This window comes from Spirillospora sp. CA-128828 (assembly GCF_050945415.1).
Classification (GTDB): Bacteria; Actinomycetota; Actinomycetes; order Streptosporangiales; family Streptosporangiaceae; genus Spirillospora.
Map to the genome: position 1 here is coordinate 9,072,638 of NZ_CP191986.1, position 24,870 is coordinate 9,097,507.

At 68.1% G+C, this 24,870-nt stretch carries 25 protein-coding genes, 1 tRNA gene and 1 pseudogene; 9 read left to right on the forward strand and 18 right to left on the reverse strand.

Annotation, left to right across the window (positions count from 1 at the left end; all coding sequences use genetic code 11):
* Positions 1 to 2 precede the first annotated feature (2 nt).
* Complete coding sequence (locus ACQPXG_RS43555; RefSeq protein WP_433464990.1) at positions 3 to 1,310, reverse strand: M20/M25/M40 family metallo-hydrolase; 1,308 nt, start codon at positions 1,308 to 1,310, stop codon at positions 3 to 5.
* Between the two features lie 117 nt (positions 1,311 to 1,427).
* Here ACQPXG_RS43555 and ACQPXG_RS43560 point away from each other — a divergent pair.
* Positions 1,428 to 1,513, forward strand: a tRNA-Leu gene (locus ACQPXG_RS43560).
* Positions 1,514 to 1,557: 44 nt separating this feature from the next.
* On the opposite strand, the gene ACQPXG_RS43565 is transcribed toward ACQPXG_RS43560, so the two are convergent.
* A complete protein-coding gene (locus ACQPXG_RS43565; protein WP_433464991.1) occupies positions 1,558 to 1,785 on the reverse strand; it encodes a hypothetical protein in 228 nt (75 codons plus the stop codon).
* 360 nt (positions 1,786 to 2,145) lie between these two features.
* Between ACQPXG_RS43565 and ACQPXG_RS43570 the strand changes: the two genes are divergently transcribed.
* The 3 genes from ACQPXG_RS43570 to ACQPXG_RS43580 are packed head-to-tail and all read left to right on the forward strand — an operon-like array spanning position 2,146 to position 3,617.
* On the forward strand, positions 2,146 to 2,487 hold the full coding sequence (locus ACQPXG_RS43570; RefSeq protein WP_433464992.1) for an ArsR/SmtB family transcription factor: 342 nt from the start codon (positions 2,146 to 2,148) through the stop codon (positions 2,485 to 2,487).
* 3 nt (positions 2,488 to 2,490) lie between these two features.
* Positions 2,491 to 2,997 (forward strand): SRPBCC family protein, encoded by a 507-nt coding sequence (locus tag ACQPXG_RS43575; protein WP_433464993.1) that lies wholly within the window; start codon positions 2,491 to 2,493, stop codon positions 2,995 to 2,997.
* Positions 2,997 to 3,617, forward strand: a complete 621-nt coding sequence (locus ACQPXG_RS43580) for a dihydrofolate reductase family protein (protein ID WP_433464994.1) — start codon at positions 2,997 to 2,999, stop codon at positions 3,615 to 3,617. The genes ACQPXG_RS43575 and ACQPXG_RS43580 overlap by 1 nt, the downstream gene beginning before the upstream one ends.
* Before the next feature lie 313 nt (positions 3,618 to 3,930).
* Here ACQPXG_RS43580 and ACQPXG_RS43585 read toward each other — a convergent pair whose 3' ends face one another.
* Positions 3,931 to 4,257: a histone-like nucleoid-structuring protein Lsr2 gene (locus ACQPXG_RS43585; RefSeq protein WP_433464995.1), complete on the reverse strand. Its 327-nt coding sequence runs from the start codon at positions 4,255 to 4,257 to the stop codon at positions 3,931 to 3,933.
* A 22-nt stretch (positions 4,258 to 4,279) separates the two neighbouring features.
* A complete protein-coding gene (locus ACQPXG_RS43590) occupies positions 4,280 to 4,585 on the reverse strand; it encodes a hypothetical protein (protein WP_433464996.1) in 306 nt (101 codons plus the stop codon).
* Between the two features lie 209 nt (positions 4,586 to 4,794).
* Here ACQPXG_RS43590 and ACQPXG_RS43595 point away from each other — a divergent pair, with 209 nt between their 5' ends.
* Positions 4,795 to 5,385: a transposase gene (locus ACQPXG_RS43595; protein ID WP_433470162.1), complete on the forward strand. Its 591-nt coding sequence runs from the start codon at positions 4,795 to 4,797 to the stop codon at positions 5,383 to 5,385.
* 138 nt (positions 5,386 to 5,523) lie between these two features.
* On the opposite strand, the gene ACQPXG_RS43600 is transcribed toward ACQPXG_RS43595, so the two are convergent.
* The 4 genes from ACQPXG_RS43600 to ACQPXG_RS43615 form a co-directional block, all read right to left on the reverse strand.
* Positions 5,524 to 6,501 (reverse strand): hypothetical protein, encoded by a 978-nt coding sequence (locus tag ACQPXG_RS43600; RefSeq protein ID WP_433464997.1) that lies wholly within the window; start codon positions 6,499 to 6,501, stop codon positions 5,524 to 5,526.
* Positions 6,502 to 7,510: 1,009 nt separating this feature from the next.
* Positions 7,511 to 7,720, reverse strand: coding sequence for a hypothetical protein (locus tag ACQPXG_RS43605; protein WP_433464998.1), 210 nt, complete (start codon positions 7,718 to 7,720; stop codon positions 7,511 to 7,513).
* Positions 7,721 to 7,928: 208 nt separating this feature from the next.
* Positions 7,929 to 8,294, reverse strand: a complete 366-nt coding sequence (locus ACQPXG_RS43610) for a hypothetical protein (protein WP_433464999.1) — start codon at positions 8,292 to 8,294, stop codon at positions 7,929 to 7,931.
* Between the two features lie 480 nt (positions 8,295 to 8,774).
* Positions 8,775 to 10,091: a hypothetical protein gene (locus ACQPXG_RS43615; protein ID WP_433465000.1), complete on the reverse strand. Its 1,317-nt coding sequence runs from the start codon at positions 10,089 to 10,091 to the stop codon at positions 8,775 to 8,777.
* Positions 10,092 to 10,212: 121 nt separating this feature from the next.
* Here ACQPXG_RS43615 and ACQPXG_RS43620 point away from each other — a divergent pair.
* A pseudogene (locus ACQPXG_RS43620) lies at positions 10,213 to 10,539 on the forward strand (transposase); the annotation flags it as partial.
* A 140-nt stretch (positions 10,540 to 10,679) separates the two neighbouring features.
* Here ACQPXG_RS43620 and ACQPXG_RS43625 read toward each other — a convergent pair.
* The 3 genes from ACQPXG_RS43625 to ACQPXG_RS43635 all read right to left on the reverse strand — a co-directional run bounded on the left by ACQPXG_RS43625 (position 10,680) and on the right by ACQPXG_RS43635 (position 12,151).
* A complete protein-coding gene (locus ACQPXG_RS43625; RefSeq protein ID WP_433470188.1) occupies positions 10,680 to 11,363 on the reverse strand; it encodes a hypothetical protein in 684 nt (227 codons plus the stop codon).
* A gap of 54 nt (positions 11,364 to 11,417) precedes the next feature.
* Positions 11,418 to 11,786: a hypothetical protein gene (locus ACQPXG_RS43630; RefSeq protein ID WP_433465001.1), complete on the reverse strand. Its 369-nt coding sequence runs from the start codon at positions 11,784 to 11,786 to the stop codon at positions 11,418 to 11,420.
* Between the two features lie 242 nt (positions 11,787 to 12,028).
* A complete protein-coding gene (locus ACQPXG_RS43635; RefSeq protein WP_433465002.1) occupies positions 12,029 to 12,151 on the reverse strand; it encodes a hypothetical protein in 123 nt (40 codons plus the stop codon).
* Between the two features lie 3 nt (positions 12,152 to 12,154).
* Here ACQPXG_RS43635 and ACQPXG_RS43640 point away from each other — a divergent pair, with 3 nt between their 5' ends.
* Positions 12,155 to 12,571 carry a hypothetical protein gene (locus ACQPXG_RS43640; protein WP_433465003.1) on the forward strand — a complete coding sequence of 139 codons (417 nt, stop codon included), beginning with the start codon at positions 12,155 to 12,157 and terminating at the stop codon, positions 12,569 to 12,571.
* Between the two features lie 92 nt (positions 12,572 to 12,663).
* On the opposite strand, the gene ACQPXG_RS43645 is transcribed toward ACQPXG_RS43640, so the two are convergent.
* Positions 12,664 to 14,574, reverse strand: coding sequence for an exo-alpha-sialidase (locus tag ACQPXG_RS43645; RefSeq protein WP_433465004.1), 1,911 nt, complete (start codon positions 14,572 to 14,574; stop codon positions 12,664 to 12,666).
* 138 nt (positions 14,575 to 14,712) lie between these two features.
* Here ACQPXG_RS43645 and ACQPXG_RS43650 point away from each other — a divergent pair, with 138 nt between their 5' ends.
* Together ACQPXG_RS43650 and ACQPXG_RS43655 are read left to right on the forward strand one after the other, a co-directional pair.
* Positions 14,713 to 15,903, forward strand: a complete 1,191-nt coding sequence (locus ACQPXG_RS43650) for a sialidase family protein (protein ID WP_433465005.1) — start codon at positions 14,713 to 14,715, stop codon at positions 15,901 to 15,903.
* A 160-nt stretch (positions 15,904 to 16,063) separates the two neighbouring features.
* Complete coding sequence (locus tag ACQPXG_RS43655; protein ID WP_433465006.1) at positions 16,064 to 16,363, forward strand: hypothetical protein; 300 nt, start codon at positions 16,064 to 16,066, stop codon at positions 16,361 to 16,363.
* Between the two features lie 75 nt (positions 16,364 to 16,438).
* Here ACQPXG_RS43655 and ACQPXG_RS43660 read toward each other — a convergent pair whose 3' ends face one another.
* From ACQPXG_RS43660 to ACQPXG_RS43685, 6 genes are all read right to left on the reverse strand, one after another.
* Complete coding sequence (locus tag ACQPXG_RS43660; protein WP_433465007.1) at positions 16,439 to 17,575, reverse strand: CapA family protein; 1,137 nt, start codon at positions 17,573 to 17,575, stop codon at positions 16,439 to 16,441.
* Positions 17,576 to 17,746: 171 nt separating this feature from the next.
* Positions 17,747 to 18,487, reverse strand: coding sequence for an SDR family oxidoreductase (locus ACQPXG_RS43665; RefSeq protein ID WP_433465008.1), 741 nt, complete (start codon positions 18,485 to 18,487; stop codon positions 17,747 to 17,749).
* 241 nt (positions 18,488 to 18,728) lie between these two features.
* Positions 18,729 to 21,878: a lantibiotic dehydratase gene (locus ACQPXG_RS43670; protein WP_433465009.1), complete on the reverse strand. Its 3,150-nt coding sequence runs from the start codon at positions 21,876 to 21,878 to the stop codon at positions 18,729 to 18,731.
* Positions 21,875 to 23,299 carry a lanthionine synthetase C family protein gene (locus ACQPXG_RS43675; RefSeq protein WP_433465010.1) on the reverse strand — a complete coding sequence of 475 codons (1,425 nt, stop codon included), beginning with the start codon at positions 23,297 to 23,299 and terminating at the stop codon, positions 21,875 to 21,877. The genes ACQPXG_RS43670 and ACQPXG_RS43675 overlap by 4 nt, the downstream gene beginning before the upstream one ends.
* A 90-nt stretch (positions 23,300 to 23,389) precedes the next feature.
* Positions 23,390 to 23,560 carry a hypothetical protein gene (locus tag ACQPXG_RS43680; protein ID WP_433465011.1) on the reverse strand — a complete coding sequence of 57 codons (171 nt, stop codon included), beginning with the start codon at positions 23,558 to 23,560 and terminating at the stop codon, positions 23,390 to 23,392.
* A 299-nt stretch (positions 23,561 to 23,859) separates the two neighbouring features.
* Positions 23,860 to 24,813, reverse strand: coding sequence for a hypothetical protein (locus tag ACQPXG_RS43685; protein WP_433465012.1), 954 nt, complete (start codon positions 24,811 to 24,813; stop codon positions 23,860 to 23,862).
* Positions 24,814 to 24,870: the final 57 nt, after the last annotated feature.

Sequence of the window (24,870 nt, forward strand, 5' to 3'; positions counted from 1 at the left end):
ATTCAGGAGCGATCAAGGAATTTGTCGAGGACCCTGGCGCCGAAACGCAGCCCGTCCACCGGAACGCGTTCGTCGATCCCATGGAACATTCCGGAAAAGTCCAACTCTGGGGGCAGTTTCAGCGGCGCGAAACCGAAGCACCGCATGCCCAGCCGGGCGAACGACTTGGCGTCCGTCCCGCCGCTGAGGCAGTACGGCACCGGCAGCGCTCCGGCGTCCTCCGAGGTCAGAGCCGCCTCCATCGCCGCGACGAGCGCCCCCTCGTAGTCCGTCTCGACCGCATGGTCATAGTGGACGAAATCACGCTGGACGTCCGGCCCGAGAAGTTCGTCCACTACTGCGAAGAACTCCTCCTCATATCCGGGCAAAAACCGTCCATCCACCTGAGCCGTAGCGCTTTGCGGAATGACATTCGTCTTATATCCGGCATCCAGCCGCGTGGGGTTGAGGGTGTTCCTGAGCGTCGCCCCGATCATTCGCGCCAGCGGCCCGATCTCGTCAAGGCACTTTTCAGGACGTTCCGGATCGAACTCCACCCCGTAGGCCATGCACGCCCGCTCCAGGAACGCCCGCACCGACTTCGTCAGCCGCACTGGGAACTCGTGCGACCCCAGCCGCGCGACCGCCGCCGCCACGGCAGTGACCGCGTTGTCCGGATGCACCATCGACCCGTGCCCGGCCGTCCCGGTGGCGGTCAGGTTCATCCATCCGATGCCCTTCTCCGCCGTCTCGATGAGGTACATCCGCCGGTCCCCGGGCACCGTCAGGCTGAACCCGCCGACCTCCCCCACGGCCTCGGTGCACCCCTCGAACAGCTCCGGGTGCTCCCGGACGAGCCACTGCGCACCCCACTTGCCCCCGGCCTCCTCGTCCGCCAGGAAGGCGAGCACCACGTCCCGCGGAGGCTTGCGCCCCTCCCTGAGCCGCTGCCGGACGACGGCGAGGATCATCGCGTCCATGTCCTTCATGTCCACGGCCCCGCGGCCCCAGACGCACCCGTCCGCGATCTCCCCGCCGAACGGATCCCGCGTCCAGTCCTCCCTGCGCGCCGGCACGACGTCGAGGTGCCCGTGCAGCAGCAGCGCGTCCCGCCCCGGGTCCTCCCCCTCGATGCGCGCCACGAGGCTGGCCCGCCCCGGATGCGACTCGAAGATCCGCGACTCCAGCCCGACCTCGTCGAGCCTCTCCGCGACGTACTCCGCCGCCGCCCGCTCCCCCGGCCCCGAATGATCGCCCGGGTTGCTGGTGTCGATCCGGATCAGTTCCTGGCAGAGCCGGACGACCTCGTCCTCAGCGGTCGGCTGAACCACAGTGATCTCCTCGCGTCCTCGCGTACCGTCCCATGGTGCCCCGCCGATCGACTTCGCCGCGACTCGTCTCCTTTGGTATGGTGAAGCCCGCCGCAGCCCCGCTGCGGCCTGCGACCGGTCCGGGTGGCGGAATAGGCAGACGCGCTAGCTTGAGGTGCTAGTGCCCTTTACGGGGCATGGGGGTTCAAGTCCCCCCTCGGACACAAGCCATCAGCACATGTGGAAGCCGGGTTCACCTTGGCTTCCACTAGTTGTGTCCGGGGTAGTACGTCATCTTCAGCCCCAGCTTCGCGTAGAGATCCGCCTTGTCGTCAGGGTGGGCGTGGACGACCGCGTGAGCGAGTTCGCCGGTCTGATGCAGGAGCTCTGCGAGCCCGTCACTGCTGATCATCTGGTCTGAGAGCCAGACGGTAAGCGGCAAGAGGTGCCGCGCACCGCTGGCGGGTGTCGGGTTCGGCTTGTTCGTACCGGTCATGTCGGATGACCCGTAATGGTCGCCCCGTCCCCTGTCTCACCACGTAACTGACCGCGCCCTGCCCGACCTTGGACACGTCCGCCGCCGGTTTCTGCTCCGTGTTGGCAGCCCCATCACGTCCACGTCGCGTTCCAATGCGGACATGCGTAGAGGGACCCACCGGCATAAGTGAGTCCCCACCCCTGACCGGCGAGGGCCTACTCGCGCCTGACCTGCGCGACGCGCTGGCCCAGATCAACTGAGGAGGTGCGCCCTAGCCTGAGCCGAGCCAGGTGACAAGGGTCACGATCGCCATCTGACAAGACCCGCCTGATTCCTCTCTCGCTTGACATATGCCGATATGGGCATATGATGGCGACCATGGCACGAGCAGCGACGACGTCGGACGTCTTCAACGCGATCGCCGAGCCGCAGCGCCGGGAGATCCTGGTGCTGCTGCGGGCGGGTGAGCGGCCGGTGACCGAGTTGGCCCGGGAGCTGGGGATGACCCAGCCGGGGGCGTCCAAACACCTGCGGGTGCTCCGGGAGGTCGGGCTGGTGCGGGACCGCAAGGCAGGCAAGCAGCGCCTGTACGGCCTTGACGCCCGCGGGCTGCGGCCGGTCCACGAGTGGGCCGGCGGGTTCGAGCGGTTCTGGAACGAGAGCTTCGACCGGCTGGACGCATACGTGCAGGACCTCAAGCAGGCAAGGCAGGAGGAGTAGCTGATGAGCGCGATGGGACGAGGAGCGCCGGCGCAGTCCGCAACGGCCGACCGTGAGATCGTGATCTCCCGGGTCATCGACGCCCCGCGGGAGTTGGTGTTCGAGGCGTTCACCGAGGTGCGGCACCTGTCGCGGTGGTGGGGGCCGGAGGGGTTCACCACCACCACGCGGGCCTTCGCGTTCCGCGTCGGCGGGGAGTGGGACTTCGTGATGCACGGACCGGACGGGACGGACTACCAGGAGTGGATCTCCTGGACCGAGATCGTCCCACCGGAGCGGATCACGCTGCTGCACGGTGAGTCCCGCGTCGACCCGAACGCCTTCGAGTCGGTCCTGACGTTCGCGCCCGACGGGGCGGCGACCCGGATCGAGATGCGCACGGTGTTCCCCACCAAGCAGCTGCGCGAAGAGGCGGTCGAGAAGTACCACGCGATCGAGGGCGGCCGGCAGACCCTGAGCAACCTGGCCGCCTACGTCACCGAGATCGTTCGGAAGGGAGTGGAGGGCTGATGGCCGGCAAGGTGTTCTTCAGCGTGTCGATGTCACTGGACGGGTTCATCGCGCCCGAGTCCCTCGGGGACTTGATGGGGCAGCAGTGGATGGAACTGCAGGCGTGGATCCTCCCGCAGCGGTTCTTCCGGGAGAACCTGAAGCTCGGCGAGGGCGGCGAGGAAGGGCGCGACAACGACATCGCGCGGGAGACGTTCGAGCGCACCGGCGCGAGCGTGATGGGCAAGCGCATGTTCGACGCCGGCGAGCAGATGTGGCCGGAGGAAGCGCCGTTCCACACGCCGGTCTTCGTCGTGACGCACGAGAAGCGCGACCCCTGGGAGCGGCCGGGCGGGACCACCTTCCACTTCGTCAACGACGGCATCGAGTCCGCGCTCGACCAGGCCCGCGAGGCCGCCGGCGACCGCGACGTCCGCATCGCGGGCGGCGGCACGACGATCCTGGAGTATGTGAACGCCGGCCTGATCGACGAGTTCTCGATAGCGCTGTCGCCCGTACTGTTCGGCTCCGGAGTCCGCCTGTTCGAGGGCGTGGACCCGGGCCGCGTGGCCCTGGAGCCGGTCCGCGCGGAGCCGACGCAGCGGGCGACCCACCTGACCTACGCAGTCCGGGAGCGGTAGACGCACGGCGGACGACACACGGCGGACGGCGGACGAACACCTACGCGGTTGGCACACAGACGTTCTCCTGCCGGGATGACCAGCCCACCTGCCGGATGGCCGGGAAGGAGCCGGGAGGATCCGATGGCACCGGGCCGCTCGGCGCCCATGGGGGGACGATTCCCAAACTGGAATGGCCAGGAACCGGCCCCGAATCGTGAGCCGAGTCAGGGATCAACTGACGAGGTGCGCACCAGCTGAGCCGAGTCAGGTTCCATGCGGACATGCGTAGAGGGACCCACCGGCATGGGTGGGTCCCTCTACGCATGTCCGGCTAGTGAGCCGCTTCGTACTGCTCGATGACGTTGGCGGGGATGCGCCCGCGCTCGTTCACCTTGATGCCGGCGGACTTCGCCCACTCGCGAATCTCGGCGCTACGCTCCCGGCTGTTGGCGCTGCGAGCCGCAGCCTTGCCGCCCCTGACCGCCTTGAGTCGACGCCCCTTGTCCATGAACGGGTGAAGAGCGGTTCGAAGCTTGTCAGCGTTCTTCTCGCTGAGGTCGATCTCGTAAGCCCTGCCGTCGATGGCGAACGACACCGTCTCGTTGGCCTCGTCCCCGTCGAGGTCATCTGTCATCTGAACTATGACCTTCTGAGCCATGTGTGTTCCCCTCCTCATCCTGCTACTGAGTGACCTTTACCGTAGCCGATTCCGGTTCGTAGTTGATAAGGAACAGCAGCATCCCGTTTCGGTCTTCGACAGCGATCGTGCCTGGCTGGTCAGTTGGTACGTCGTAGCTGATCGTTCCTGATATGTATTGCCCGGGTTCGGGGTTGTCCTGGCCGAGAATGCCGCCAAGCAGCCCCTTGGCCTCGCAAACTCCGCCGATGGTGTCAATGCTGGACACTACCTTGCCGTCTGCGCCTACCCAGTGGGCGGAGGTGTAGGTGTAGCCCTCGGCCGTGCCCACGTTCTTGATATCGAGCACGAGGCAAACAAACTCCCGTTCTGGGCTCGATGTGCTTCGTCTGAGAACCCGTCGGTGTAGGTCTTGAACCTGTCGATCTTCCTGAGTGTGAATTTTTCACTCGCCATGCTCGATTCGCCAGTTCCGCTGTTGCTCAGGTTTACCTGTAGCGGTGGCTTTCCGACTTCAAGCGTGGGCAACACCTCGCCAGAAGGAGGGGGAAGAGCTTGGTGTCGGACTTTGGCTGGTGGCTTGCGCGGCTACGTGCCCAGCCTGCCCAGACCATCGAACACCGCATGACCGGCCAGGCTCCGCGCAGCACGGCCATCCGCGTCCAGGCGCTCCGCGCCGCGGCCGTAGACCTGGAGGCCGAGATCGCCGACCTGGTCGAAGCGATGGCGCCTGAACTCCTGCAGTTGGTCGGTGTCGACCCGATCAACGCAGCGCAGGTCCTGGTGAGATGGTCTCACCCGGGCCGGTTTCGCTCTGAGGCCGCGTTTGCTGCCTTCGCCGGCACCGCACCGATCCCCGCATCATCCGGTCTGACCACTCGCCACCGGCTCAACCGCTCCGGCGATCGACATCTCAACCGCGCACTGCACACCATCGTGCTGGTTCGCACCCACGTCGACCCGACGACCAGGGCTTACATCCAGCGACGCCCCAGCGAGGGCAGGACACCACGCGAAGCACGCCGCTGTCTAAACGCACTGTCGCACGCCAGGTATTCAAGCTCCTGGAGAACCGACCCCCCGACAACCTCGCCCGCGCGGAAGAGCTCCAATCAGCGGCTTGACAGATACAGCAGCCTCGGCCAGTAGCGACAGGAGCGCGCGTTCCGGCTGCTGCGCTGGATGACCGGGCAGCCCGAGCCAGCCCCGCCGCCCCCGGCCCTGAGTGCTGTTTGTGGAGAACGAGAGTGTGTGCTTTCACGGAAGCCAGACGCCAGCTTCGCCGCGTCAGTCCATGCCAATCAGGGAGAACGTGAGGATGATCGCTGCGTCGCACAGTAGGGGCGGCGCGGACGGTACGGCCCGCAGCACCCACCGGCGTCCCAGCCGAGCCATCGTCGCGACCTCGCGGCCGTGGACGTCCATGACCTTCATGGTCGTGGCGCCGCTGCCCACGGGCTTTGCCGAACCGACTTGTTGTCCGTTAGGGCTCAGCAGCGTGTAGCGCAAGGTGGGATGGACGGTCGTACGGCGCACCATCAGCTTGGCGGTACCGGTCGCATCGAGCATCAGGAACTCCGGCTGGTAGTCCTTGCTCGTGCGCCGCTCAATCATCATCAGGGGCTCACCGCCGGAGCCATGCAGGGCAGAGAACGTCGTGGCGTCGCGAGAGATCCCCGCCAACACCTCCAAAGTGGAGCGCTCGTAGTTCCTGCGGTGCCGACCGGGCAGTTCGAGGCGGCTATACCCAGGTGGCGCCTTGGCGGTACCCCGGGTGGCGTACGGCCGACCGTCCGGGTGGCGCGCATCTTTCCGGCCGATGAGCACGACGAGCCCGTCTCCGGGCTCGGCAAGCAGGTGCCGGGCAAGGGTCCTGCCGGGGCCGGCCAGAGCGACGACGAACACCGGCAGCACCACCGCCGCAAGAACAAGCGGGATCAGGCCGATGAACAAGATGCCGTTCCTTGCAAACCCGCCCGCGTATGGGCCCATGGGCCCGATCCGCACGGCCACGCCGGTGCGTCCCGCGTCGTCGCGATCGAGACCGTAGATCTCGCCTGAGCCGGCGTGTCCGCCCTGGGTGCGCCACGTGCCCGTACAGACAAGCTTCGTCGTCTTCCCGGTCCGCACGCTGTGGCATTCGGCGACATCCGCCGCGGCCTTCTCGCCGGCGGTGAGCGTATAACCCATAACCACCGGCCAGAACAGCAGGCCGGTCAGGATCGCCACAACGAAACCCGCCACCACCAACCGCCGCCGCACCATGGCGCGAAGCCTATAGACGGCTTCCCACCACTCCGTAGGAAGGATCATGGAAACGCTTGAGGCGTGGGACTGTCCGGAAGATCGTGTTGGTGGGGGTGATGATCCGGAAGGCTGGGGCTGATGCCCCGGCCGGGAAGGATCGTCTGTGACGCTCCCCGTCTCAACCTCACGCTGCGGCAGAATCGTTGAGTGCTGCGGCGGCCCGGTGTTCGGTGGGGTCCGTGGGGGACGCCGTCCATCCAGGCGTCCTCCCGAACGTGTCCCGAGCGCCCGGGTAGCGGAGGGTGGCCGGCTGGTTGACAACTACTCGAAGCCGACCGCGCCCAGGGCCACGCCCAGGAGCCCGGACCGACCGCCGACCTGCAGCGGCGCTTTTCATCCTCACCCTGTCGCGTCAGCTATCAGGCCGCGTTGCCGCGCTTCCCGCCTGATTTATCCCGCCGTGCCCGGACCGGAATTCGCCCGACGGACCGGCGCCGCGTACACCGCGTGACCTGCGCCGCTCGTCCAGTTGGCGGCGTGGGCCACGTTCGAGAGAAGGACGCCGAGCAGCTGCAGGCCGTTGCCGGTCGGGGCGGGGGATCGGGGACGGTTGCGAAACGGACTGGAACGCGGACAGTTACCCACGCCGACCATAAGGTCGGGCCTCCCCCATTAGGCGGAGGTTCGAAAACAGATCTGGGAGGTCATAATGACCGTCTGCATCTACGACAGCAGCGTCACCTGCAACTCCACGTGCAGCAACTGCCCCGCCACGAGAAGCGCAAGTGGGAAGAGCGCAGGGCAGTCGTCGTCCGCGAGCGGGGTCGTGGCGACCAACTAGCGCTGGCCGGTTACACACACGGTCTGCGTGACAAGGCGGGCTCCCTTCACCTGTGCGTGAAGGGGCCCTGTTTTCTTTTCGGCGGTCTTCTCCCGAACGCGTCCCCAGGGTGGGCGGCCTGTCGGTAAGACAGTGTTGTCTCGAACGTGCCCCCAGGGCCGAAGTAGCGATTGGACAGCAGCCCGTTCACCATCCCCCGACGCTGAGCCGGTCCCACCTGAGCGCCATATAGAACGTCACGCACGCGGAGAAGAGCACCGGCACGTAGGTGCCCGCCGGCGAGCCCAGGACCAGCATGAATATCGCGCAGACCAAGAGGGCCACTCCAGCGGCCGCGAAGAAAATTCGTACCCACCTCTTGGACTTGGCCTTTTCGGTCCCTGGCCGATCGCTCATCTCATTCGACTCCTCGCTGAAATCCCCCACCGATCGCGGTGCCGAAAGCGTGCGCGCACGAGTTCGGGGTTGAGCCTGCGGACAGCCCATTGGCGGTACCCCGCCAGTGGCCATCGGGGCCGTGCCCGCCTTGACCGTGCTGGCGGGCGACCGGCAGCGATCTTAGCCGACAGCTACGGGAGAAGGCCCGTGCCATTGCGGGCTGTGATCAGAGGAGGGCAACTGTCATGGTGCCGGGGTTGATTGAAGTGACGGCGAGGTTCGGCCCGGGCGACCTCCCGTCCGTGGTGACGTCCAGCGACCAGCCGTGGCGGGCGTCGATGTGGTGGGGGCGCTCGGTCCGGAGGCTCTCGACGATCACACTTCCGCCCTTGCGCACAGGGTTGGCCTGCGATCGACTCCAGGTGATCGGGCTGGGCCGGCCGACCAGCCACTGCCAGTCGGCGGCGGGGGCCAACTCGACGACGACCTTGTCGACGACTGCGGGATCACGGTTGCGGTCTTTGCTTGCAAACATGCCGGCGACCATGTTGCCAGCGACCGCCATCAGTGTGTCGGCGTAAGCGTCCAGCATCGTGTCGGAGATGGCCCACCACTTCTCCGCAGAGGCCTGGATGTTCGAGCCGTCGCGCTTGCTCCTCGACGACTCTGTTGAGGTCCGGACGGTTCATAGTGAAGGAATGGCCGCGGCTGGCCCCTCCACCAACTGCGCCACTCGACGCTGCAGCACCTGGCAGCCTCCGGCCGCACCGCCGCCGAACTCCAAGCCAAGGGCCGCCACCAGCACCTGGTGACTTCAACAGCTGTTCGTGGCCCCGGCTATCGACTTCGTGCTCCGGCTCGATCTTGAACTCGGCCCGCGTCGGCGGCGCGACAGTGGGTGAAGTGGTCCAGAGGGTTCGACAAGGGCGACCTCGACGCCCCTGCGCGAATTGCTTTGATGTTTTTGAGAGGTGGCAATGTCAGGGGAGCGTTGATCAGGATGCGGGAGGCGCCGTCAGCGTTTTGTTTTGGAGCGGACACCGCCATCGACATAGCAGTGTCTGGAGCCGAATCAAGGACTCGAGCCACTCTGATGCCGGGGTTCATTGGTGCTCCGGGGCTGGCGCAGTATGTCCAGTGCGTGGGCGATTTCCTGGTCGTCTCGGCCGTGCCGGCTGGTCATCCAGCGTGTTATGGCGTCGGCGTTGGCGTCTTTCAGCACGCGGTCGCGCAGCCGTTGATGGAGCCGTTGGCGCAGCGCCACAACTCCTGGAGCGCGGGAGGCGGGCAGCAGTGGGCCTGGGTAGCGATCAAGTAGTTCGTTCACCCCGGTAGCAGCGAGGTCATTGTCAAAGTCGATGAAGTCAGCCTGGATCGGGCCGGTCAGCCGGTACGGCTCAGACGCGAGGCGATAGCCGACCAGGCGGCGCAGCCGGGCCAGTTCGGCGCGGATGGTGACCGCCTTCCCGTCCGGGCCGTAGATCTCGTGGGCTAGTTGTTCAGCGGTCAGACCGCCGGGAGTGGACAGCAGGACGGCCATCAATTCGCCATGGCGGCCGCTGAGCTCTTGGCTGATGCCGTCGATCCGCAGCCACGCACGGCGGGCTCCCAGTCCGCCGAAGACCAGGTCGTCTTGAACTTCGGTCGTGGTGGACTGCGCCAGGACGAAGAACGGACCGCCGGGCGCCAGACGTTCGGCGATCACCGGTCGCCCATCGGGCAGCAGGGTGAGCCCCTCTGTGAGGGGTCCGGGCAGGCGCTGTGGCAGCCATCGGGGTGGATCGGCATGGATGACGTGGCCGTCCGGGGCGACGATCGCGCTGTGCACGCCCATACGACGGGTCAGGCGGTCGAGGTAGAGATCATGCTGCCGAGCATGCTCGCGGTCGGCCGCCTCGCGCAGGCACGATTCAGCCAGGCGGGCGGCGCCGGTCACGGCCGCGAGGCTCAGCTCGCGAGGGACTTTCACGCTGTTGGTCAGGTCGACGACCCCCAGGAGAGCGCCGGTCAGTGGATCGCGGATCGCCGCGCCGGAGCAGGTGAAGGAAGTCGCCACGGACATGTAGTGCTCGGCGCCGTATACCTGGAAGGGCCGCTGCGTCACCAGGGTGGTCCCGACGCCGTTGGTCCCCGCGGCCTCCTCGTTCCAGGACGCCCCCAGGACCAGATGCACCCGCTCGGCCTGTCGCAGCGTGCCTGGCTGTCCCGCCGACCACATCAGATTTCCGGACGCGTCGCTAACGAAGAGTATGTGACCGGGCTCGGAGACGACCGTACGCAGCGTTCCCAGCAGCGTCGGCCAGACCTGGGCGAGGGCATGCTCACGCCTTCGTGTCACCACGTCGTCCTCGGCCAGCAGCACCGGGGGCAACTGGCGGTCGGGGTTCACTCCGCTGCGCACCCAAGCGCTGGGCCAATATGGGCATACGGTGGCGTGGCGCGCAAGCCTTAACATCCTGGTTCACGCCGGCTACACCTCGGCCGTCGCCATCGACTTCGCTCACCGCACTGTGACCTGCCCGAACGGCAAGGTCACCGGCACCTGGGTCCAGGCCCCGGCGATGGCCCCCTGCCTGGTGGCCCGCTTCCACAAGAATCACCACGCACCGTGTCCCGATCGGTCCCGTTGCACCAGACGGACCCCACCACGAACGATCGACTTCCTACCCCGGCATCTGCACCGGATCCAGGCCAAGAACCGCGCCGACCAGCAGGATCCCGCCTGGCTGCGCCTCTATCATTCATGCTCGGGCGTCGAGGGCACCGTCAACGGCCATCGGATGTGCCACTACCGCTACGGCGGGACCTCCAAGGTCCACCTCCAGCATGTCCTGACCGCAATCGCGATCACATCCAACGCCTCAGCGAACAGGACACGGAAGCCTCCAGTTACCGCCCCCGCCCGCCGACCGCGTTCCAGCGACACCTTCAGCAACACGGCTTCCCCCGGCCCTTGTGGTGGCGTCAGGGCAAGTGATCAAGCATCTTCAAGATTCCCGGGCCTGGACCTGTCCGGTGGTCGTGAGATCCCGTCGGCGATGAGAGCCAACTCATCCAGTACCGCGTCGACCCGGTCGAGCGGGATGCCCGGCGGCCGGGCCCTGATCCACTCCCAGGTCACGATGGCGGCCCCGGAGATCCGCCACGCCCGGCCGGTGCCCTGGAGCAGAATCGGGGCCAGTCCGCTCACCGCCCGGGAAGCCCATGCGGGATCGTCGGTGTGGACGTGGAAGTTCTCGTCGATGCGCGGGTCCGCCGTGGTGATCCCCGGCCGCGGCGGCAGCATGGCTGTACGGGGCGTGACCTGCAGGCGAGGGACACGTGTCGGCAGGTCCACCAGCGCGACGATCCAGTAGCTCGAACTCTCCCGGCCGCGCCTGCCGAACCCGTCGTCGAGGATCTCCTGCTCGGCCGTGTAAAGGAACAGGACCGCGGATCCTCCGTGGTGGGCACCGCGCATGACGTGGAACAGCCGATGCTGTCGCCGGCCGGGCACCAGGTACGGCGTCGGCTCCGGGTACTCGGGATGGAACGGCTCACCGTGCAGCCGTTCGAGGAGGGCCCGGTGCTCTTCCGCCGAGGTGATGAAGGTCCAGCCGCGCGCCTCTGCGAACTCACGGACGGCCCGGACGCCGTCCCGACGGTCCCGCATGAATCCCACGGATCGCACTGTAATCCCACGCCCGGTCATCGCCGGGCACAAGACCAGCCCCAATCAAGTCGACCACGGCCGGACCGCAGCCGGCGGCAGGGTGACCTGCCGTTGCGACCAGCAATCCGACTGTTTCGTCGCGACCTCGGCACCACACCCGGCGCAGATCAGGTTGGGGCCGTCCAACCCGTCGAGGCCGCAGCAACCGTTGCGACGCCGGGAGTCGGGGTGCAGATCAACTCCGGTGATGTCGTCCGGACAGAGAAGGAACCCGCCCAACTCCGGGGCGATCGAAAAGGTCCCTCGCGGCATCCGTGCCGGCAGGAACCCTTGCGGGCCGCGGAGTTCCTCATCAACCGCCGGCGGAAGGGGCACCTCGACGAGATCTTCCGTGAGCCGCTGATCGCAGCGGATGCAGACGAAGGTGACCACGAAGCCTTATTCTGCGAGGTCACGGAGGCATGGACCAACGGATTATCGTCTCTGCGGCAGTGGCAACCGGTCCCAGAAGCCTGATGCGACCCGATCTATCCCGACAGCGCTTCGATCAGTGGCGCCAGGTGGCCAAACGTGGAGCACCCACAGCTACTCGGCAAGGACGAACGACATCGACGCGCAACAGGCGGTGGCCCCCATGGCTGCCACCGACGAGGGCGCCCGCCCCCGGTTGCCGATCAGCTTGGTCGCGGGCGCGCCGCGAAGACGTGCGCGACGGCTCCGCCGCTGAACACGATGGTGCTGTCCAACTCGATGGTGAGCGGAGCGAGGAAGATCCGCTCGCCCGCACCCAGGACCACCGGGTGAACGAGAAGGCGGTATTCGTCGATCTGCTGGGGCGCCGAGTTGATGCTGATCACCACCGCCGGGGGCGGTGTGCGCCTTCGGCCTCATCTGCAACGGTTGATCTGTGTGACGTCCCCGCACCACAGCACGTCCGGCGCGACAGCGGTGAACTGGCGGCGGACCAGGTCGGGTGCGGCCGGGCGTCCGGCCAGGCCGAGCTCGCTCATCCGCGCGGCGGGGCCGCCGAAGGCGACTGGCGCTCGGACGTGCTGTGGGCGGGTCTTGGCATCTCGATCCTGCTCGGCGGCCTCGCCCTCAACGGCTGGATGATGCGGCTGTGCGTCGCGCTGGCCTGGATCCTGCCCGCGACCCTGCTGTTCGGCGCCGTGGTCCTGGTCGTCGATCCCGAATACGGCACGTTCCTGGACGGGTGACGTTCCCAGCCCAATCAGTACGGGACACGCTCATCGTTCTCGTGTACCGGGGCTTCCCGCGCCGCGGCGCGGGAAGCCCCGGTAGCTCCGGGTCAGCCGACCTTTTCCAAGGGGAGGGAGAGCCCGAGCTCTCCACCGATCGGTGCGTTGCGCGTCCGGATCAGATCCAGTTCGGTGGGGCTCAGCGCCCGCCGGTAGACGCGAACGTCATCGAGCGTGCCGCGGAAACGGTCGACGCCGTCCAGCCGCTGCCCGATGTGGATTCCGTTGACGCCGAATTCCTTGCCCTCCGTGACCGAACCCGGCGGGACGGTCGTCGAGGCGACTTCCACACCATCGATGCTCAGCGCGAACCGTCCGCGAACGCGTTGCAGCACCGCGTGGTGCCACTGGCCGTCGTTGTAGGCGCTCGCCGACTGGACGCTGATGTTGAACCGATCCACCATGATCAGCGCCCGGATCCGATTCGAGGCCGGTTCCGCGCGCAGCCACAGTTGCGGCGTGGTGCCGCTGCCTACCCGGTACGCCCAGAAAAGCGCATGCGACCCGGTGGTGTCGGAATACCGGAACCACGTCATCATCGAAAAGTCGCCGCCGCCGACGTCGATCGACTTGTCGAAAGGCACCTCGACGCGGTCGTCCACGCCGTCCAGGCCAAGACCGTTGCCGAAACGTCCGGGCACTGGCTGCGCCCCGCCCCGGACATAGGCGTCATTGTGATTCTCCGAACGGTCCGGAGTCGTCGGGCCGGGAGCGGGAGGCCCGGGAATCCCCGGCGGTGTGCCGTTGGGCGTGGCGAGATATGCCTCGTTGAAACGTGCCCAGCGGATCGACTCGTAAGGCGTGGACACTCCCGCCTCGTAATAGAGCCCGACCTGGTCATCGTCGATCTTGACCATGTCGGAATACGCCGACGGTCCCCACCAGAAGACCTTGCCCTTGTCCCAGGGCTGCCAGGTACGGCCCTCATCGTAGGACGAGCGCACCGCCATCGCCTCCCGCGCGACGGGATGTGCCGGCGCCGACAGGAGAATGCGGTTTCCCGCGTCCCCGTCGCCGGTCGAGCGCAGCCGCAGCGTCGATGCCTGGACGTCCGGCATTGCCAGGTCGAGGGTCCGGAACGGCTTGTCGAACGTCTCGCCGCCGTCACTGCTGATCGCGTACGCGCGGTGCCCCGGATCGGTGCCCCGCTCGCGGGCGAGCGCGTAGACCCGGCCGTCCGACAGTTCCACGACCGTGATCTCCTGCGCGATGATCGAGCCGTCGTCGAACGAGCCCTCCGCGCCGATGTGCCAGGTCGCGCCCGCATCGTCGCTGTAGAGCAGGTGCGTGCCGTAGACGTGCGGCTTCACGCCGTCGTTGATCTCGTAGTTGGCGCCGACGACGAGGCGTCCGGCGTGCGGCCCGTGGGTGAGCTGGATGCCGTGCATCGGACCCGTCGCATACCAGAAATTCCACTCGGGCCGCTTGCCCTCGGTCATCTCCCGGGGCGCCGACCAGGTCGCCCCGTTGTCGTCGCTGAACTGCACGTACGGGTCGCGGTCGCAGCCGTTCGGGCAGGGCGCGGGGCCGTTGTGCGTGGTCACCAGGACGATCCGTCCGGTGCGCTTGTCCACGATCGGCACCGGGTTGCCGTGTGTCTCGCCGTTGCCCTCGGAGACCACCTGCAGCGGCCCCCAGGTCTGCCCGCCGTTGGACGAGCGGCGCAGCACCAGGTCGATGTCCTCGTCGTCGCCGCAGTCCTTGACGCGTCCCTCGGCGAAGGCCAGCAGCGTGCCGTCGTTCGCCCGGACGACGGCCGGAATGCGGAAGCACGCGTAACCGAAGTCGCGCTGTTTGAACAGCACCTGCTCATCGAAGAAGGGGGCGGCCGCGGTGTCCGACCGGGCGGCCATGGGGTTGACCAGCGACCCGACGAGCAGGACCGCGAACGTCAGAGCGGCTCGTCGCCAGGTGAAGGGACGGCGACGGATCGGCGGTGGTTTCTCAGGTGCCTCGTGCATATCGAGCCTTCCCAGTGGGGTGGATGTGGGACATCCTACGTCCGACGTCGGATGCCCTCTAGGCTTGACGTTCTTGAGGCGCACCCTTACCTTCCCTAGGACGTAGGACATCGGACGTCCTGCGATTTGGAGGAGAGCATGCCGTCCCTCACTCGCAGCGCAGCCCTTGCCGCCGGATTCGCGACCGTCCTCACCAGCGCCGTTGCCCCCGCCTGGGGCGCACAGGCCGCACGCTGCGAGACGTCCGTCCTCTACAGGACGGGCACCGAGGGCTACAGCGCCTTCCGCATCCCGGCGGTGATCCGCACGAAGTCCGGAGACCTGCTGGCCTTTGCCGAAGGACGGTCCGCCGGGCTGGGCGACGCCGGCAACATCGACACCGTCGTCAAGCGGTCCACCGACGGCGGGTGCACCTGGGGACCGCTCCAGGTCGTCCAGGACAGCGGACCCAACACGTCCGGAAACCCGGCGCCCGTCGTCAGCGAGAGCGGCCGCATCGTCCTGCTCACCACCTACAACGCGGGCACCGCCGGCGAGGCGGCGATCATGCGGGGCGAGGTCACGGCCGACGAGAGCCGTCGCGTCTTCGTCCAGTCCAGCGACAACGAGGGCGCCACCTGGTCCAGCCCCCGCGAGATCACCACGTCCACCAAACTCGGCAACTGGCGCTGGTACGCCACGGGTCCCGGCCACGCGATCCGGCTGACCCGCGGCGCCCACACCGGTCGCCTCGTCGTCCCGGCCAACCACTCGATCGCGCCACCCGCCGGCTCCACCGACACCGGCACCGAGGCCAGGTACTACGGCGGGCACTCCCTCTACAGCGACGACGACGGCCAGACCTGGCACATCGGCTACGTGGACGACAATCCCGACGGCTACGTCAACGTCAACGAGACGACGGCCGCACAGCTACCCGACGGCCGCGTCTACTTCAACACCCGCGAGCACAACGGCACCGCCCCGGGCACCCGCGCCGACGCCCTCAGCCTGGACGGCGGCCAAACGCTGCAAACACCCTTCCGTCCGCAGGCCACACTGACCGGCCCGGTCGTCCAGGGAAGCGTCCTCCAGCCGTCCGGCCCCCAGGCGCCGCTGCTCTACTCCGGCCCGGCCGACCCGAACAGCCGCGCCGCCCTGACCCTCCGCGTCAGCACCGACCAAGGGTCCACCTGGCGATCCGCACTCGCCCTCTCAGGTCTGCCGGCCGCCTACTCGGACCTGGTCCAGCTCGACGCCAGGACCGTCGGCGTCCTCTACGAAACAGGCAACGCCGGCCCGTACGAGACGATCACCTTCCGCCGGGTTCCCCTGCGCACCCTGCGCTGACAGGTCGACCGCACGGCCGTAGCGGGCGTCCCGCACAGCAAGTCCGGGGCAGCCGCCGGCTCATCACGCTCGGCGCAACATACGCGCTGCTCCTCTTGGTCGAAAAGCGGGGATGAGTCGGACTCCTGCGGAGTAGGGGCGGGATCTGCGAACCGCCGTCATGCGGTTCGCGCAGCACGCTGGTGAAGTTCCTGGACGCGGAGGACGCCTCGCACCGGGAAGAAGCCCGCCGGGGCCTCAACGCGATCGACGATCACGTGCTTCTGGCTACCACTGGGACGTCCGGACGGAGACCTCCTACATAGGCACCTACTTCACGGCGCACGTCAACGAGCAGGGTCTCGTCGAGTTCGGTGGCGGAATAGACGGTCCCCACCTCGCCGACCCGGACGGCTGGCGCGCCGTGGTCGCCGACTTCAACGACTTCGGCCACGGGAAGCGCATACGCCTGTGGGAGTGACCGTAGGTCCGCGCCGCCGCCGTCCCGCGCTCCGACCCTGCTGCCGCGGTCCTGCCCGCGGGCGCGGGCGCGGTGTCAGTTTCTCGCAGGGCGTTGAAGGTTCATTGAGGTGACCTGATCCGAAGCGTCGGGAACGTCGTATCCGAGGCTTCGTACCACTCGTGTCGTGTCGTCAATTGCCGCCTGGTCCGCCGAATCGCCGCGGATGAGAGTCCGGACTCTGATGGGCGGGCCGGGCTCGACGAGCGTGGGGACGAAGGAGGGCTGCTCTTTCCACCGCCGTCCGTGGGAGTCCCAGGTGAAGGTGAACCGGGCGACGAGCCCTTCGTGGGTGGCCTGGGTGCCCGCCGTCGGATTGGCGACCTGATTACCCATTCCGTATGCGACCCACTTGCCGTTGATCTGCTCGAAAGGCTGAACGACGTGTACGTGGCCGCCGAGGATCAGGTCGACATTGCGGGAGCGCAGCAGGGTCGCTGCCAGGCGCCGCTGCTCGGGCGTGGCCTCGTGCTGGTATTCCTGGCCCCAATGGAGGCTGACTATCACGATGCCGGCACCGGATTCCTTGGCCCTGGACGCCTCCGCGAGGATCTTGCCGGGGTTCAGCCCGTCGTTCACGAGCCATTGCTTTCCAGGGGGCTTCGTCATGCCATTGGTGCCGTACGTATAGGAAAGCTGTGCGATCTTTACCCCTTTGACGTCCAGGAGGTTGATCTTCTTCGCCTCTTCCGCGGTGCGCGCCGTACCGGCATGCCTGATGCCCGCCTTGTCCAGGGTGTCGAGCGTCCGGCGCACGCCCGGTTCTCCCTGGTCGATGGCGTGGTTGGAGGCGGTGGAGCAGGTGTCGTAGCCCAGTTCGCGGATCGCGTCCACGATCTGCGGTGGCGAGTTGAACACCGGGTAGCCGATGAAGGGCCCCGATCGCGAGGCCAACGGCGTCTCGATGTGGCAGACCCCCAGATCCGCTTGGCCGATCAGGGGATTGAGCCCGGCGAGCATCGGCATGAAGTCGTACCCGTCCTGCTTTTCGGTGCGCGCGTCGGAGGCCGCCTGATCCATCACGATTCGGTGCAGAAGGAAGTCACCCGTCGCCGCGATGGTGAAACGTTTCGTCTTTCGGCCGTCCGGTTTGGTCGCCCGCTGCAGCGTGGCAGAACGGTGGTCATCGTCGTCGCACCCCGGAAGTGTGACGAGCCCGAGCGCACCGATCAACAGAGCGCTTGTCGCGAGCCTGCCGATGATGGGCCGCTGTCCGTTCGGGAATCTTGGCGTAGATGCCGGGGTCCGCATATCTGGTACATGAGCAGTTCATGTCACCCAAAACGGTCATTTGCTGGAACATTGATCATTGCTAGCAATACTTTTGTCGGGACCCTGCCTCACTCAGCCTTGGCGAGTTGGTCGGATGGTCAGGTCCCCGATTTCGACATCGTCGGGTTGGTCGATCGCGAAGGCGATCGCCCGGGCCACCGCCGCGGGGTCGATGCCGAGATCGGCCATGTTCTGCCTGGCCTGCTCGCGCACGGCCGGATCGTCGACGGCGGTGTCGATGAGCTCGGTGCGGACGTAGCCCGGGGAGATCGACGTCGTCCGCAGGACCCCGTCGGTGCTCTCCTGCCGCAGGCCCTCCAGGAGGGTGCGTACCGCGTTCTTCGTCCCGGCGTACACCGCCTGGGTGGGCACGATCTTCAGGCCGGAGGTCGAGACGACGGTGACAAGGTGACCAGTGCCCTGACGGCGGAACGCCGGCAGAGCCGCGGCGATCCCGTGCAGGACCCCCTTGAGGTTCACGTCGACCATCGCCGACCAGCCGTCGACGTCCAGGTCCGCTATGGAGCTGATCCTGCTGATCCCGGCGTTGCTCACCAGGACGTCCAGACGGCCGAAGCGCTCAACGGCGACGGTGACCAGCGACTGGAGGTCGTCGGGATCGGTGACGTCCACGCGCGTGGCGGCCGCCTCGCCGCCTGCGGCGAGGATCTCGGCGACCAGCCGGTCCAGCCGGTCGGTGCGGCGGGCGCCGAGGACGACGGCCGCGCCGAGCGAGGCGAGGTGGCGAGCCGTCGCTTCACCGATTCCGCTGCTGGCGCCGGTGATCGCGACGACCTTGCCGTGAACGGTCATGAAGATCCCCTCCTAGATTGGACACATGTCCGGTCGCACCGATGATGCACGAGCCGGGCGAGCTGAAGCTCCATGCGGTCGCGAAGGCCTGCGGTATCGGGCACCCACCAGTCGCTGGATGCCCTGGCGGCGTAGGACGACCGGATGGCCGCCTATGCCCGGGTCAAACTCGACATATTCGTCGCCGTCGAGGCGGCGACATGGCATGGCCTCGCCGGGCCCAGCGCCCGGGAATCGCTCCTCAGCGGTTCGAGGTGTTGGCGATCCTGTCCAGCAGGCGCCGCCAGACGCCGAACGTGATCTCCTCCTTGTCGCGGGGCAGGCCCATCCGGTTGCAGTGCAGGTGCAGCAGGCTCCCGGCGATGTTCGTGCGGCCCGTCCCGAGTTCGTCGGTGCGCCGTGTGAGCGCCGCCGCGGCGGGCCGCCAGATCTCCTCGGCCTTGGCGAGCGCGGGGGCGCCGGCACCGCCGCCGGTGAGGTCCGCCCAGAGCGCGCGTCCCGCGTCGCGATATTCCGCACCTCCGACATGGCCGGGGGCGGCCGACCGCGCGAGGCGGCGGCGGTCGTCGAGCGAGGGGAGCAGCATCCGGCCCATGTGCTCCAGGCTGAGCGCGGTCATCGCGACACGATCTTCGGGGGGCGCCTGGCGCAGGTGCCCGAGCAGCAGCGTGGCCGCGGTGCTGTCCCGCTGGAACCAGCGTTCGGCGTGTCCGATCAGGTCGGTGCCCCCGTAGCGGTCGATCTCGCGGTGGTAGGCGGCGAACGTGAACTCGATGACCCGGCCGTTGGTGGTGAGCGCGCGCGCCCATTGCGCGGTCTCACCGAGGATCTTCTCTCGGACCGCCTCGTCCGGAACGTGGAACCGGACGCGGAGGTGGGGCGCGGGGTCGCCGTAGCGGATGAAGAACGGTTCCGCGACGCCGTACCGCCCGGTCAGCCGCTCGGCGAACGCGGCCAGGTCGTCGGTCACCAGGGCGTCGTGCGCGTCCGGTTCGGCGTAGAGCTTGACGTACAGCCAGTCGCTGCCGACCGGCTTGACGCGCTCGGTCAACGGCGCGCGCCGCGTCCCGGATCCCCGCGGTGCGGTCTTTTCGGCGGAACCGGGGTCGACCCGCACGAGCGGGACCACGACCTCGGAGACGTACCGCTCCCCGGAGGCATCGGTGAGGAACCCCTCGTCCGGGTCGGGCAGCGCCTCCTCCAGCAGGACGTCGCCGCCCTGTGCCCGTGCGCGCGCCATCGCGGCGCGCAGCTCGGCCAGGGACGGCGCGCCGGTGAGGTCGAGCAGGATGGAGTTGTCGGCCTGGATCATGTGGACGAGGCGCGGCACCATCCACGTCTCCCTCCAGGCCCGCACGGCATCGGCGAAGGGGGGCAGCGGATCCGCGTGCCCCCACCCCGCCTCCCGGGCGATGGAGTCCTCGCGAAGCCTCCAGCGTGCTCGCCGGAGCACGAGGCCGGCCCGTTCGATCCGCGGCAGGAACGGGGTGGCTTCGGCGAGGCGCTCCCACTCGAAGGGCGAGACCCGCCGCGCCTGGGCGGTCGAGATCTCGACGAGGAAGCGGCAGACGTTCGGTGCCTTTCCCAGGTTCAGCATCGAACGCTGGGTCACGTGCAAGCGGCGGTCCAGCCGCGGGCTGCGGAGGTAGAGCCGTCCGCCGTCGACGCCGGCGAAGACGTCCGCGAGCTCGATCAGACGGTCGGCGGGCCGGTCGGTAGCCACGTTGACCGGCAGTTCCCACTCGTGCAGCAGCGGCCGTATCGACACGTTCGCGGCCCGGGCGTCCGAGGGCAGGTAGGTCAGCTCGACGGTCAGCGCGTCCCCGATGAGCTCCTCCTCGGCGGCGGCCAGGTCCCGCAGCGCGGACTGGACCTCGGGCGCGAGCAGGTCGTGGAACCGTCCGAAGGTCCGGCCGCCGAGGGTGACGCCGACCCCCGAGACGAAGCCGCGCCAGCCCTCGCCACCGGTTCCGGGGGGCGTGAGCTGCAGATGGACGTCGATCGAGGGCCACCTGGGGCGGTCGTCGTCGGCGAGGTGCGCGGCGTCGGTGAACTCGGCGAGGAGGTGGTCGTCGAGGGAGACCTTGATGCTGCGCCGGGCCAGCGCGGTGGACACCATCCGTACGAGCAGCGCCTCGCGTTCGGTCCAGGCCGGTGGGTCGGCCTCCTCGCCGGCGAGCGGATACGACCGCTCCGGGCAGAGGTAGCCCGCCGGAGGCCCGAGCCCGGACTCCTCGGAGAGGAGTTCCAGCACAGGGACCTCAGCGCCGAGCCCGTAACGCTCGACGAAAGCGTCGGCGTACTCCCGCAGTGGCGGCGGGTACTGATCGGATCCCACGACGGACAGCACCCGTGCCGCGTCCTCCGCCAGTCGGGCCACCTCCTGAGGGAGAACAGGGGGCGACGCGAAACCCAGCGCGGAGTCGATCTGCAGGACCTGGCCTTCGTAGTCCCCGGCGGCGGCCCTGGCCCGCAACTCGATGCGCGCGCGCAGGTCGCCGTGCACGTCGCGGTTCCGGTTGAACGCCTGGATCGCGTCCTCGACGTCGTCGAGGGCCTGTGCCATCACCGGGTCCGCGATGGCCGGCAGCAGGGAGCGGAGCTGCGTGCCCTCGCTGCCTGCCAGCATTCCGGGGCGCTCGGCGGTGACGAGGATGTCGAGTTCGAGCAGCTCCCGGAGCAGGCCGTCGATCTTCTCCGCCGCGACACCGGGGTAGCCGGCCACCAGATGGGCGCGTATGTCGCCGAGGGTCCTCGGCATCGTCGTGTGTTCGAGGACGGCGAGGAGGGGTCCGTTCAGGCGAACACTGACCGCGCGATTCTCTTTCGTCCCGTAGCCGTCGGCGGACTGCAGCCACACCCTGCCGCGTCCCGCGTAGAGCAGATCGTTGTGGCGTACCAGCAGCTCAGGGGCGAAGCCCGCATCCTTGGCGAGGCGCTTCGCCAGGTGCATCACCCAGCCCATGTCGGCTCTGGCCCGCGCCCTGCCGATGGCGGTGTCACCGAGCCGCGCGTGTGCTCGGTCGCCGGGGCGGCCGAAGAAGCCGCCGGCGACTCCGGCGACGAGCCCGAACGGAGTCGCGCGGAGGCTCATCCTGTTGAGGTAGCGGCCGAGGCTCAGCACGGCCCGGTGCCGATCCTTCGGGGACAGGTCATCGAGGCGGTCGACGGCATCGGCGAGATCGGACGTCGCGGAACGGATCGCGGCCGACACTCCCGGCATGCCCCACAGCTTGAGCAGGGCCTGGGCGTGGTCGTCCCGCCAGCCGTCCTCAGCGTCACCCGCCGCGGCCGGGAACGACCCCAGGATGTCCAGCATCGGGCGGACCGGCAGCGCCGGAGCTCTGAGCAGGAAGAACCCGCTCGCCTTGTAGGGGCCGGTGTGCTTCATGCCGCACTCATGGCCGTCGGTGTCAAGAACAGCACCTCGTCCCAACGGGAGGCTTCAGGAGAGACCGTGCCGAGCAGGGCGAGCAGCACTCCTGCCGCGCCCTCAAGCAGCCCGGTGTTGTGCGACGGGCTGTCCGGCTCGGGCATGTCGGCGAACACGAAGGGATGCTCGTCCGACGCCATGGCGCACAACCGCGCGCGAGTGTCGTTCCGCATCTCCTCGAAGACGGGGTCGCCGGTCTGCGCGTAGGCCCGCGTGTACACGCTGAGCAGCCCGGCCACACCGTGGCAGAGGGTGGGGGCGAACGTCCGGCGCTCGGATTGCGGGGTGTCGCGCACACGGGTGAGGGCCTCGACCGCGAGGGACGTGTCTCCGCTGATCGTGGCGGCCGACAGCAGCGCGGCCGCGACACCGGGGGCGCCGTAGCACCACGCCGTACGGGCCGGGGCGTCGTCCTCGGTGCGGACGGGGAGCCGGGACCCGGGGGCGGCCCGCAGGGCGCCGGGCCAGCTCGGTCCGCCGCCGTCGTCCAGGCGCCATTCCGCCAGCCGGTCCGCGAGCTCGGCGACCCGTTCCTCCGCCTCCCGCCGCCTGATCCCCGCGAGGGCCGCCAGCGTCAGCGCGGCCAGCATTCCCGGCAGCCCATGGGAGAAGCCCAGGTTGTACATCCCGTCCGGAAACTGGTCATGGAACCAGGGCGCCGCCTTGGGGTACAGCCGAGGTGGGCAGAACCAGTTCGGCGCACCGTCCGCGTCGAGGTCCGTGACCTTGAGGAGGTAGGCGACGAGCCTGTCGGCGGCGTCCAGCGGCTTGCTGTCCGAGGCCGCACCCAGGGTCTCCGCGGCCTTCAGCACGGCGGCCAGTTGCCCCGCCGCACCGTTGATCACGTCGTAGTCGCCCAGGGCGACACCGCCGTGCTCCGGCAGATCCGGCGTCCGCTCGGCCAGACGGTCGGTCACCGAGCGCAGCGATCTTCCATAACGCGGATCACGGCGCGCGAACTCGGCGAGCACCCATGCGAAGCCCGCTGTACCGGTGAACAGGCCCGCCGCCACCAGAGGTTCCCGCGCGGTGGCCTCGGCGGCGCGGCGAAGAACGGCTTGACCGGCCTTGAGATAACGCTCGTCATCCAGTGCCTCGCTCGCGTGGAGAAGGGCGAAAGCAATTCCGAGATCTCCGCTCCCCAAATTCTCCCACCCGCCGGCCGCAGGGGCAGTGGCCAATCGATCGGCCACCTGGCGAGCGAGCTCGGCGACCTCTTTGCGGGTCAGTTTCCTGCCATCCACGCCCAAAATCGTCCTGCCGTTTCTCAAATGCCCGTCCGGCGGAGCTCCGGTCCCTGTCGGGCGAACCATTTTCCTGCTGCGCCCATATCGGGACGGTCGGATGAAAATGGTCCGGGGCTCCGGCCGGACGGTCATCCGCCAAGGGCGCGGGGCCGGGAACGTCCAGCGCGGGATCCGGCGCGGTTGCTCCGGATCACCCTTGCCGGGCGCCGCGCACCGGGCTGATCAGATGCCTTCCAGGCAGGTCGGCGTGGACTGGCAGGGGGCGGTGAAGCATGGACAGGAGTCGGTGCAGCTGAGGATCTCGGCGGACGTCGACAGCTCCGAGACCCGGACGTCGAGGTCGAACTCGTCCTGGGAGTCGACGCCCGCCTGGTCGGTGAGCGAGATCGTCATCGGTTCTCCGATCACTGTGGGAGCGAAATCGGCACCGGATCTCCGGCGCCACCCCGATAGGCCGCCGACGATCGCATTAATTGCGCGAAACACCCGGGAAATATCCCCGGGGAGGCGGTGCAACAACCCCTTTCAGATCGGAGTGGTCCGGCCACGAACCCTTATCGCCATATCGCCGAGCGCACCATTGCAGGGAAATCTATCTAAGATCATCTAGGGGGTCAACGGCATCGGGGGCCCAACGACCTGCGCTCCCGAGTCACAACGCGACGACCTTGTGGAACGCGCCAAAATCTTTTCTAGTAGATGATGCGGCTCTGGACGAGGGCGAGGACCAGCGCGGCGTCGCGAAGCGGTTGCGGCGCTTCCTCCTGGACTCGCAGCACCCACTTCGGCCCGCGCTTGGCGGTCATGGCGATCTGCCTCCCTTCACCGTCGCGGACCTCCAGAGCCGGAGTGCGGACACCCCGGGGCGCACGGGCTGATCCCAGTTCGGCACCGGTGGCGTCCAGCAACCGGAATCGTCCTACGCCGTTCCGGCGGACGATCATCCGTGGGGCGCCGGACGGGTCGAGCAGCACGGTCTCGGGTTCCAGCGCCGCATCCGAACGGTGCTCAAGGAGCATCACCGGGCCTTCGTCCGCGTCCAGTACGGACTGGAAGATGATGCGGCGGCCCTTGGGGCCGGGACGCTCGTCCGTGCGCTCCATCCGGCCCGGCAGTTCGAGACGCCGATGACCGAGCGGTGGATCCGGCAGAGCTCTGAGGAGGACATGCGGTGAGTCGTCGGGGCGGTGCACCGCGGCGTCGGACACGATCAGCGCGCCGGGTGCGGTGAGGATGGAATCGGTGAGCCTGCGGCCAGGGAGGACTCTCGTCCGGTAAACGACGACGGAGACGACAAGGACGAGCAGGATGGGGACCCCGGAGACGACCGGCGTCACCCATATCTTGGCCCACCCGTACGCGTAGGGGCCCAGCGGACCGATCCGCACCTGGACGGTGTCGCCCCCGGCCTCATGGGGATTCAGGTTGTAGATTCCGCCCTCGCCGAACTCCCCGTCCGCGGTACGCCAAGTCCCGTGGCAGGAGGGGAGGGAGGTGGTACGGCCCGCTCCGCTGCCCGGACGGCATGCGGCGACGGTGGCGGTGCCCGTCTCACCGAAAGTGAACGTGTACGCGAGAACGGCCGGGTAGAAGGCCCACGCGCAGAAGACGGCTACGGGGATTCCGATGAGGACGAGGCGGCGCATGGTCGTCTGACGCGGCCCGGCGGGAGAGCGTTCATCAGAACGCGGAGGTCGAGCCAT

Bases quoted from the DNA above. Each gene is read 5' to 3' on its own strand.
- ACQPXG_RS43565 (WP_433464991.1), bottom strand. From the start codon at position 1,785: ATGACCGGTACGAACAAGCCGAACCCGACACCCGCCAGCGGTGCGCGG.
- ACQPXG_RS43570 (WP_433464992.1), top strand. From the start codon at position 2,146: ATGGCACGAGCAGCGACGACGTCGGACGTCTTCAACGCGATCGCCGAG.
- ACQPXG_RS43575 (WP_433464993.1), top strand. From the start codon at position 2,491: ATGAGCGCGATGGGACGAGGAGCGCCGGCGCAGTCCGCAACGGCCGAC.
- ACQPXG_RS43580 (WP_433464994.1), top strand. From the start codon at position 2,997: ATGGCCGGCAAGGTGTTCTTCAGCGTGTCGATGTCACTGGACGGGTTC.
- ACQPXG_RS43585 (WP_433464995.1), bottom strand. From the start codon at position 4,257: ATGGCTCAGAAGGTCATAGTTCAGATGACAGATGACCTCGACGGGGAC.
- ACQPXG_RS43600 (WP_433464997.1), bottom strand. From the start codon at position 6,501: ATGGTGCGGCGGCGGTTGGTGGTGGCGGGTTTCGTTGTGGCGATCCTG.
- ACQPXG_RS43605 (WP_433464998.1), bottom strand. From the start codon at position 7,720: ATGAGCGATCGGCCAGGGACCGAAAAGGCCAAGTCCAAGAGGTGGGTA.
- ACQPXG_RS43610 (WP_433464999.1), bottom strand. From the start codon at position 8,294: ATGCTGGACGCTTACGCCGACACACTGATGGCGGTCGCTGGCAACATG.
- ACQPXG_RS43645 (WP_433465004.1), bottom strand. From the start codon at position 14,574: ATGCACGAGGCACCTGAGAAACCACCGCCGATCCGTCGCCGTCCCTTC.
- ACQPXG_RS43650 (WP_433465005.1), top strand. From the start codon at position 14,713: ATGCCGTCCCTCACTCGCAGCGCAGCCCTTGCCGCCGGATTCGCGACC.
- ACQPXG_RS43655 (WP_433465006.1), top strand. From the start codon at position 16,064: ATGCGGTTCGCGCAGCACGCTGGTGAAGTTCCTGGACGCGGAGGACGC.
- ACQPXG_RS43665 (WP_433465008.1), bottom strand. From the start codon at position 18,487: ATGACCGTTCACGGCAAGGTCGTCGCGATCACCGGCGCCAGCAGCGGA.
- ACQPXG_RS43670 (WP_433465009.1), bottom strand. From the start codon at position 21,878: ATGAAGCACACCGGCCCCTACAAGGCGAGCGGGTTCTTCCTGCTCAGA.
- ACQPXG_RS43675 (WP_433465010.1), bottom strand. From the start codon at position 23,299: ATGACCGTCCGGCCGGAGCCCCGGACCATTTTCATCCGACCGTCCCGA.
- ACQPXG_RS43680 (WP_433465011.1), bottom strand. From the start codon at position 23,560: ATGACGATCTCGCTCACCGACCAGGCGGGCGTCGACTCCCAGGACGAG.
- ACQPXG_RS43685 (WP_433465012.1), bottom strand. From the start codon at position 24,813: ATGCGCCGCCTCGTCCTCATCGGAATCCCCGTAGCCGTCTTCTGCGCG.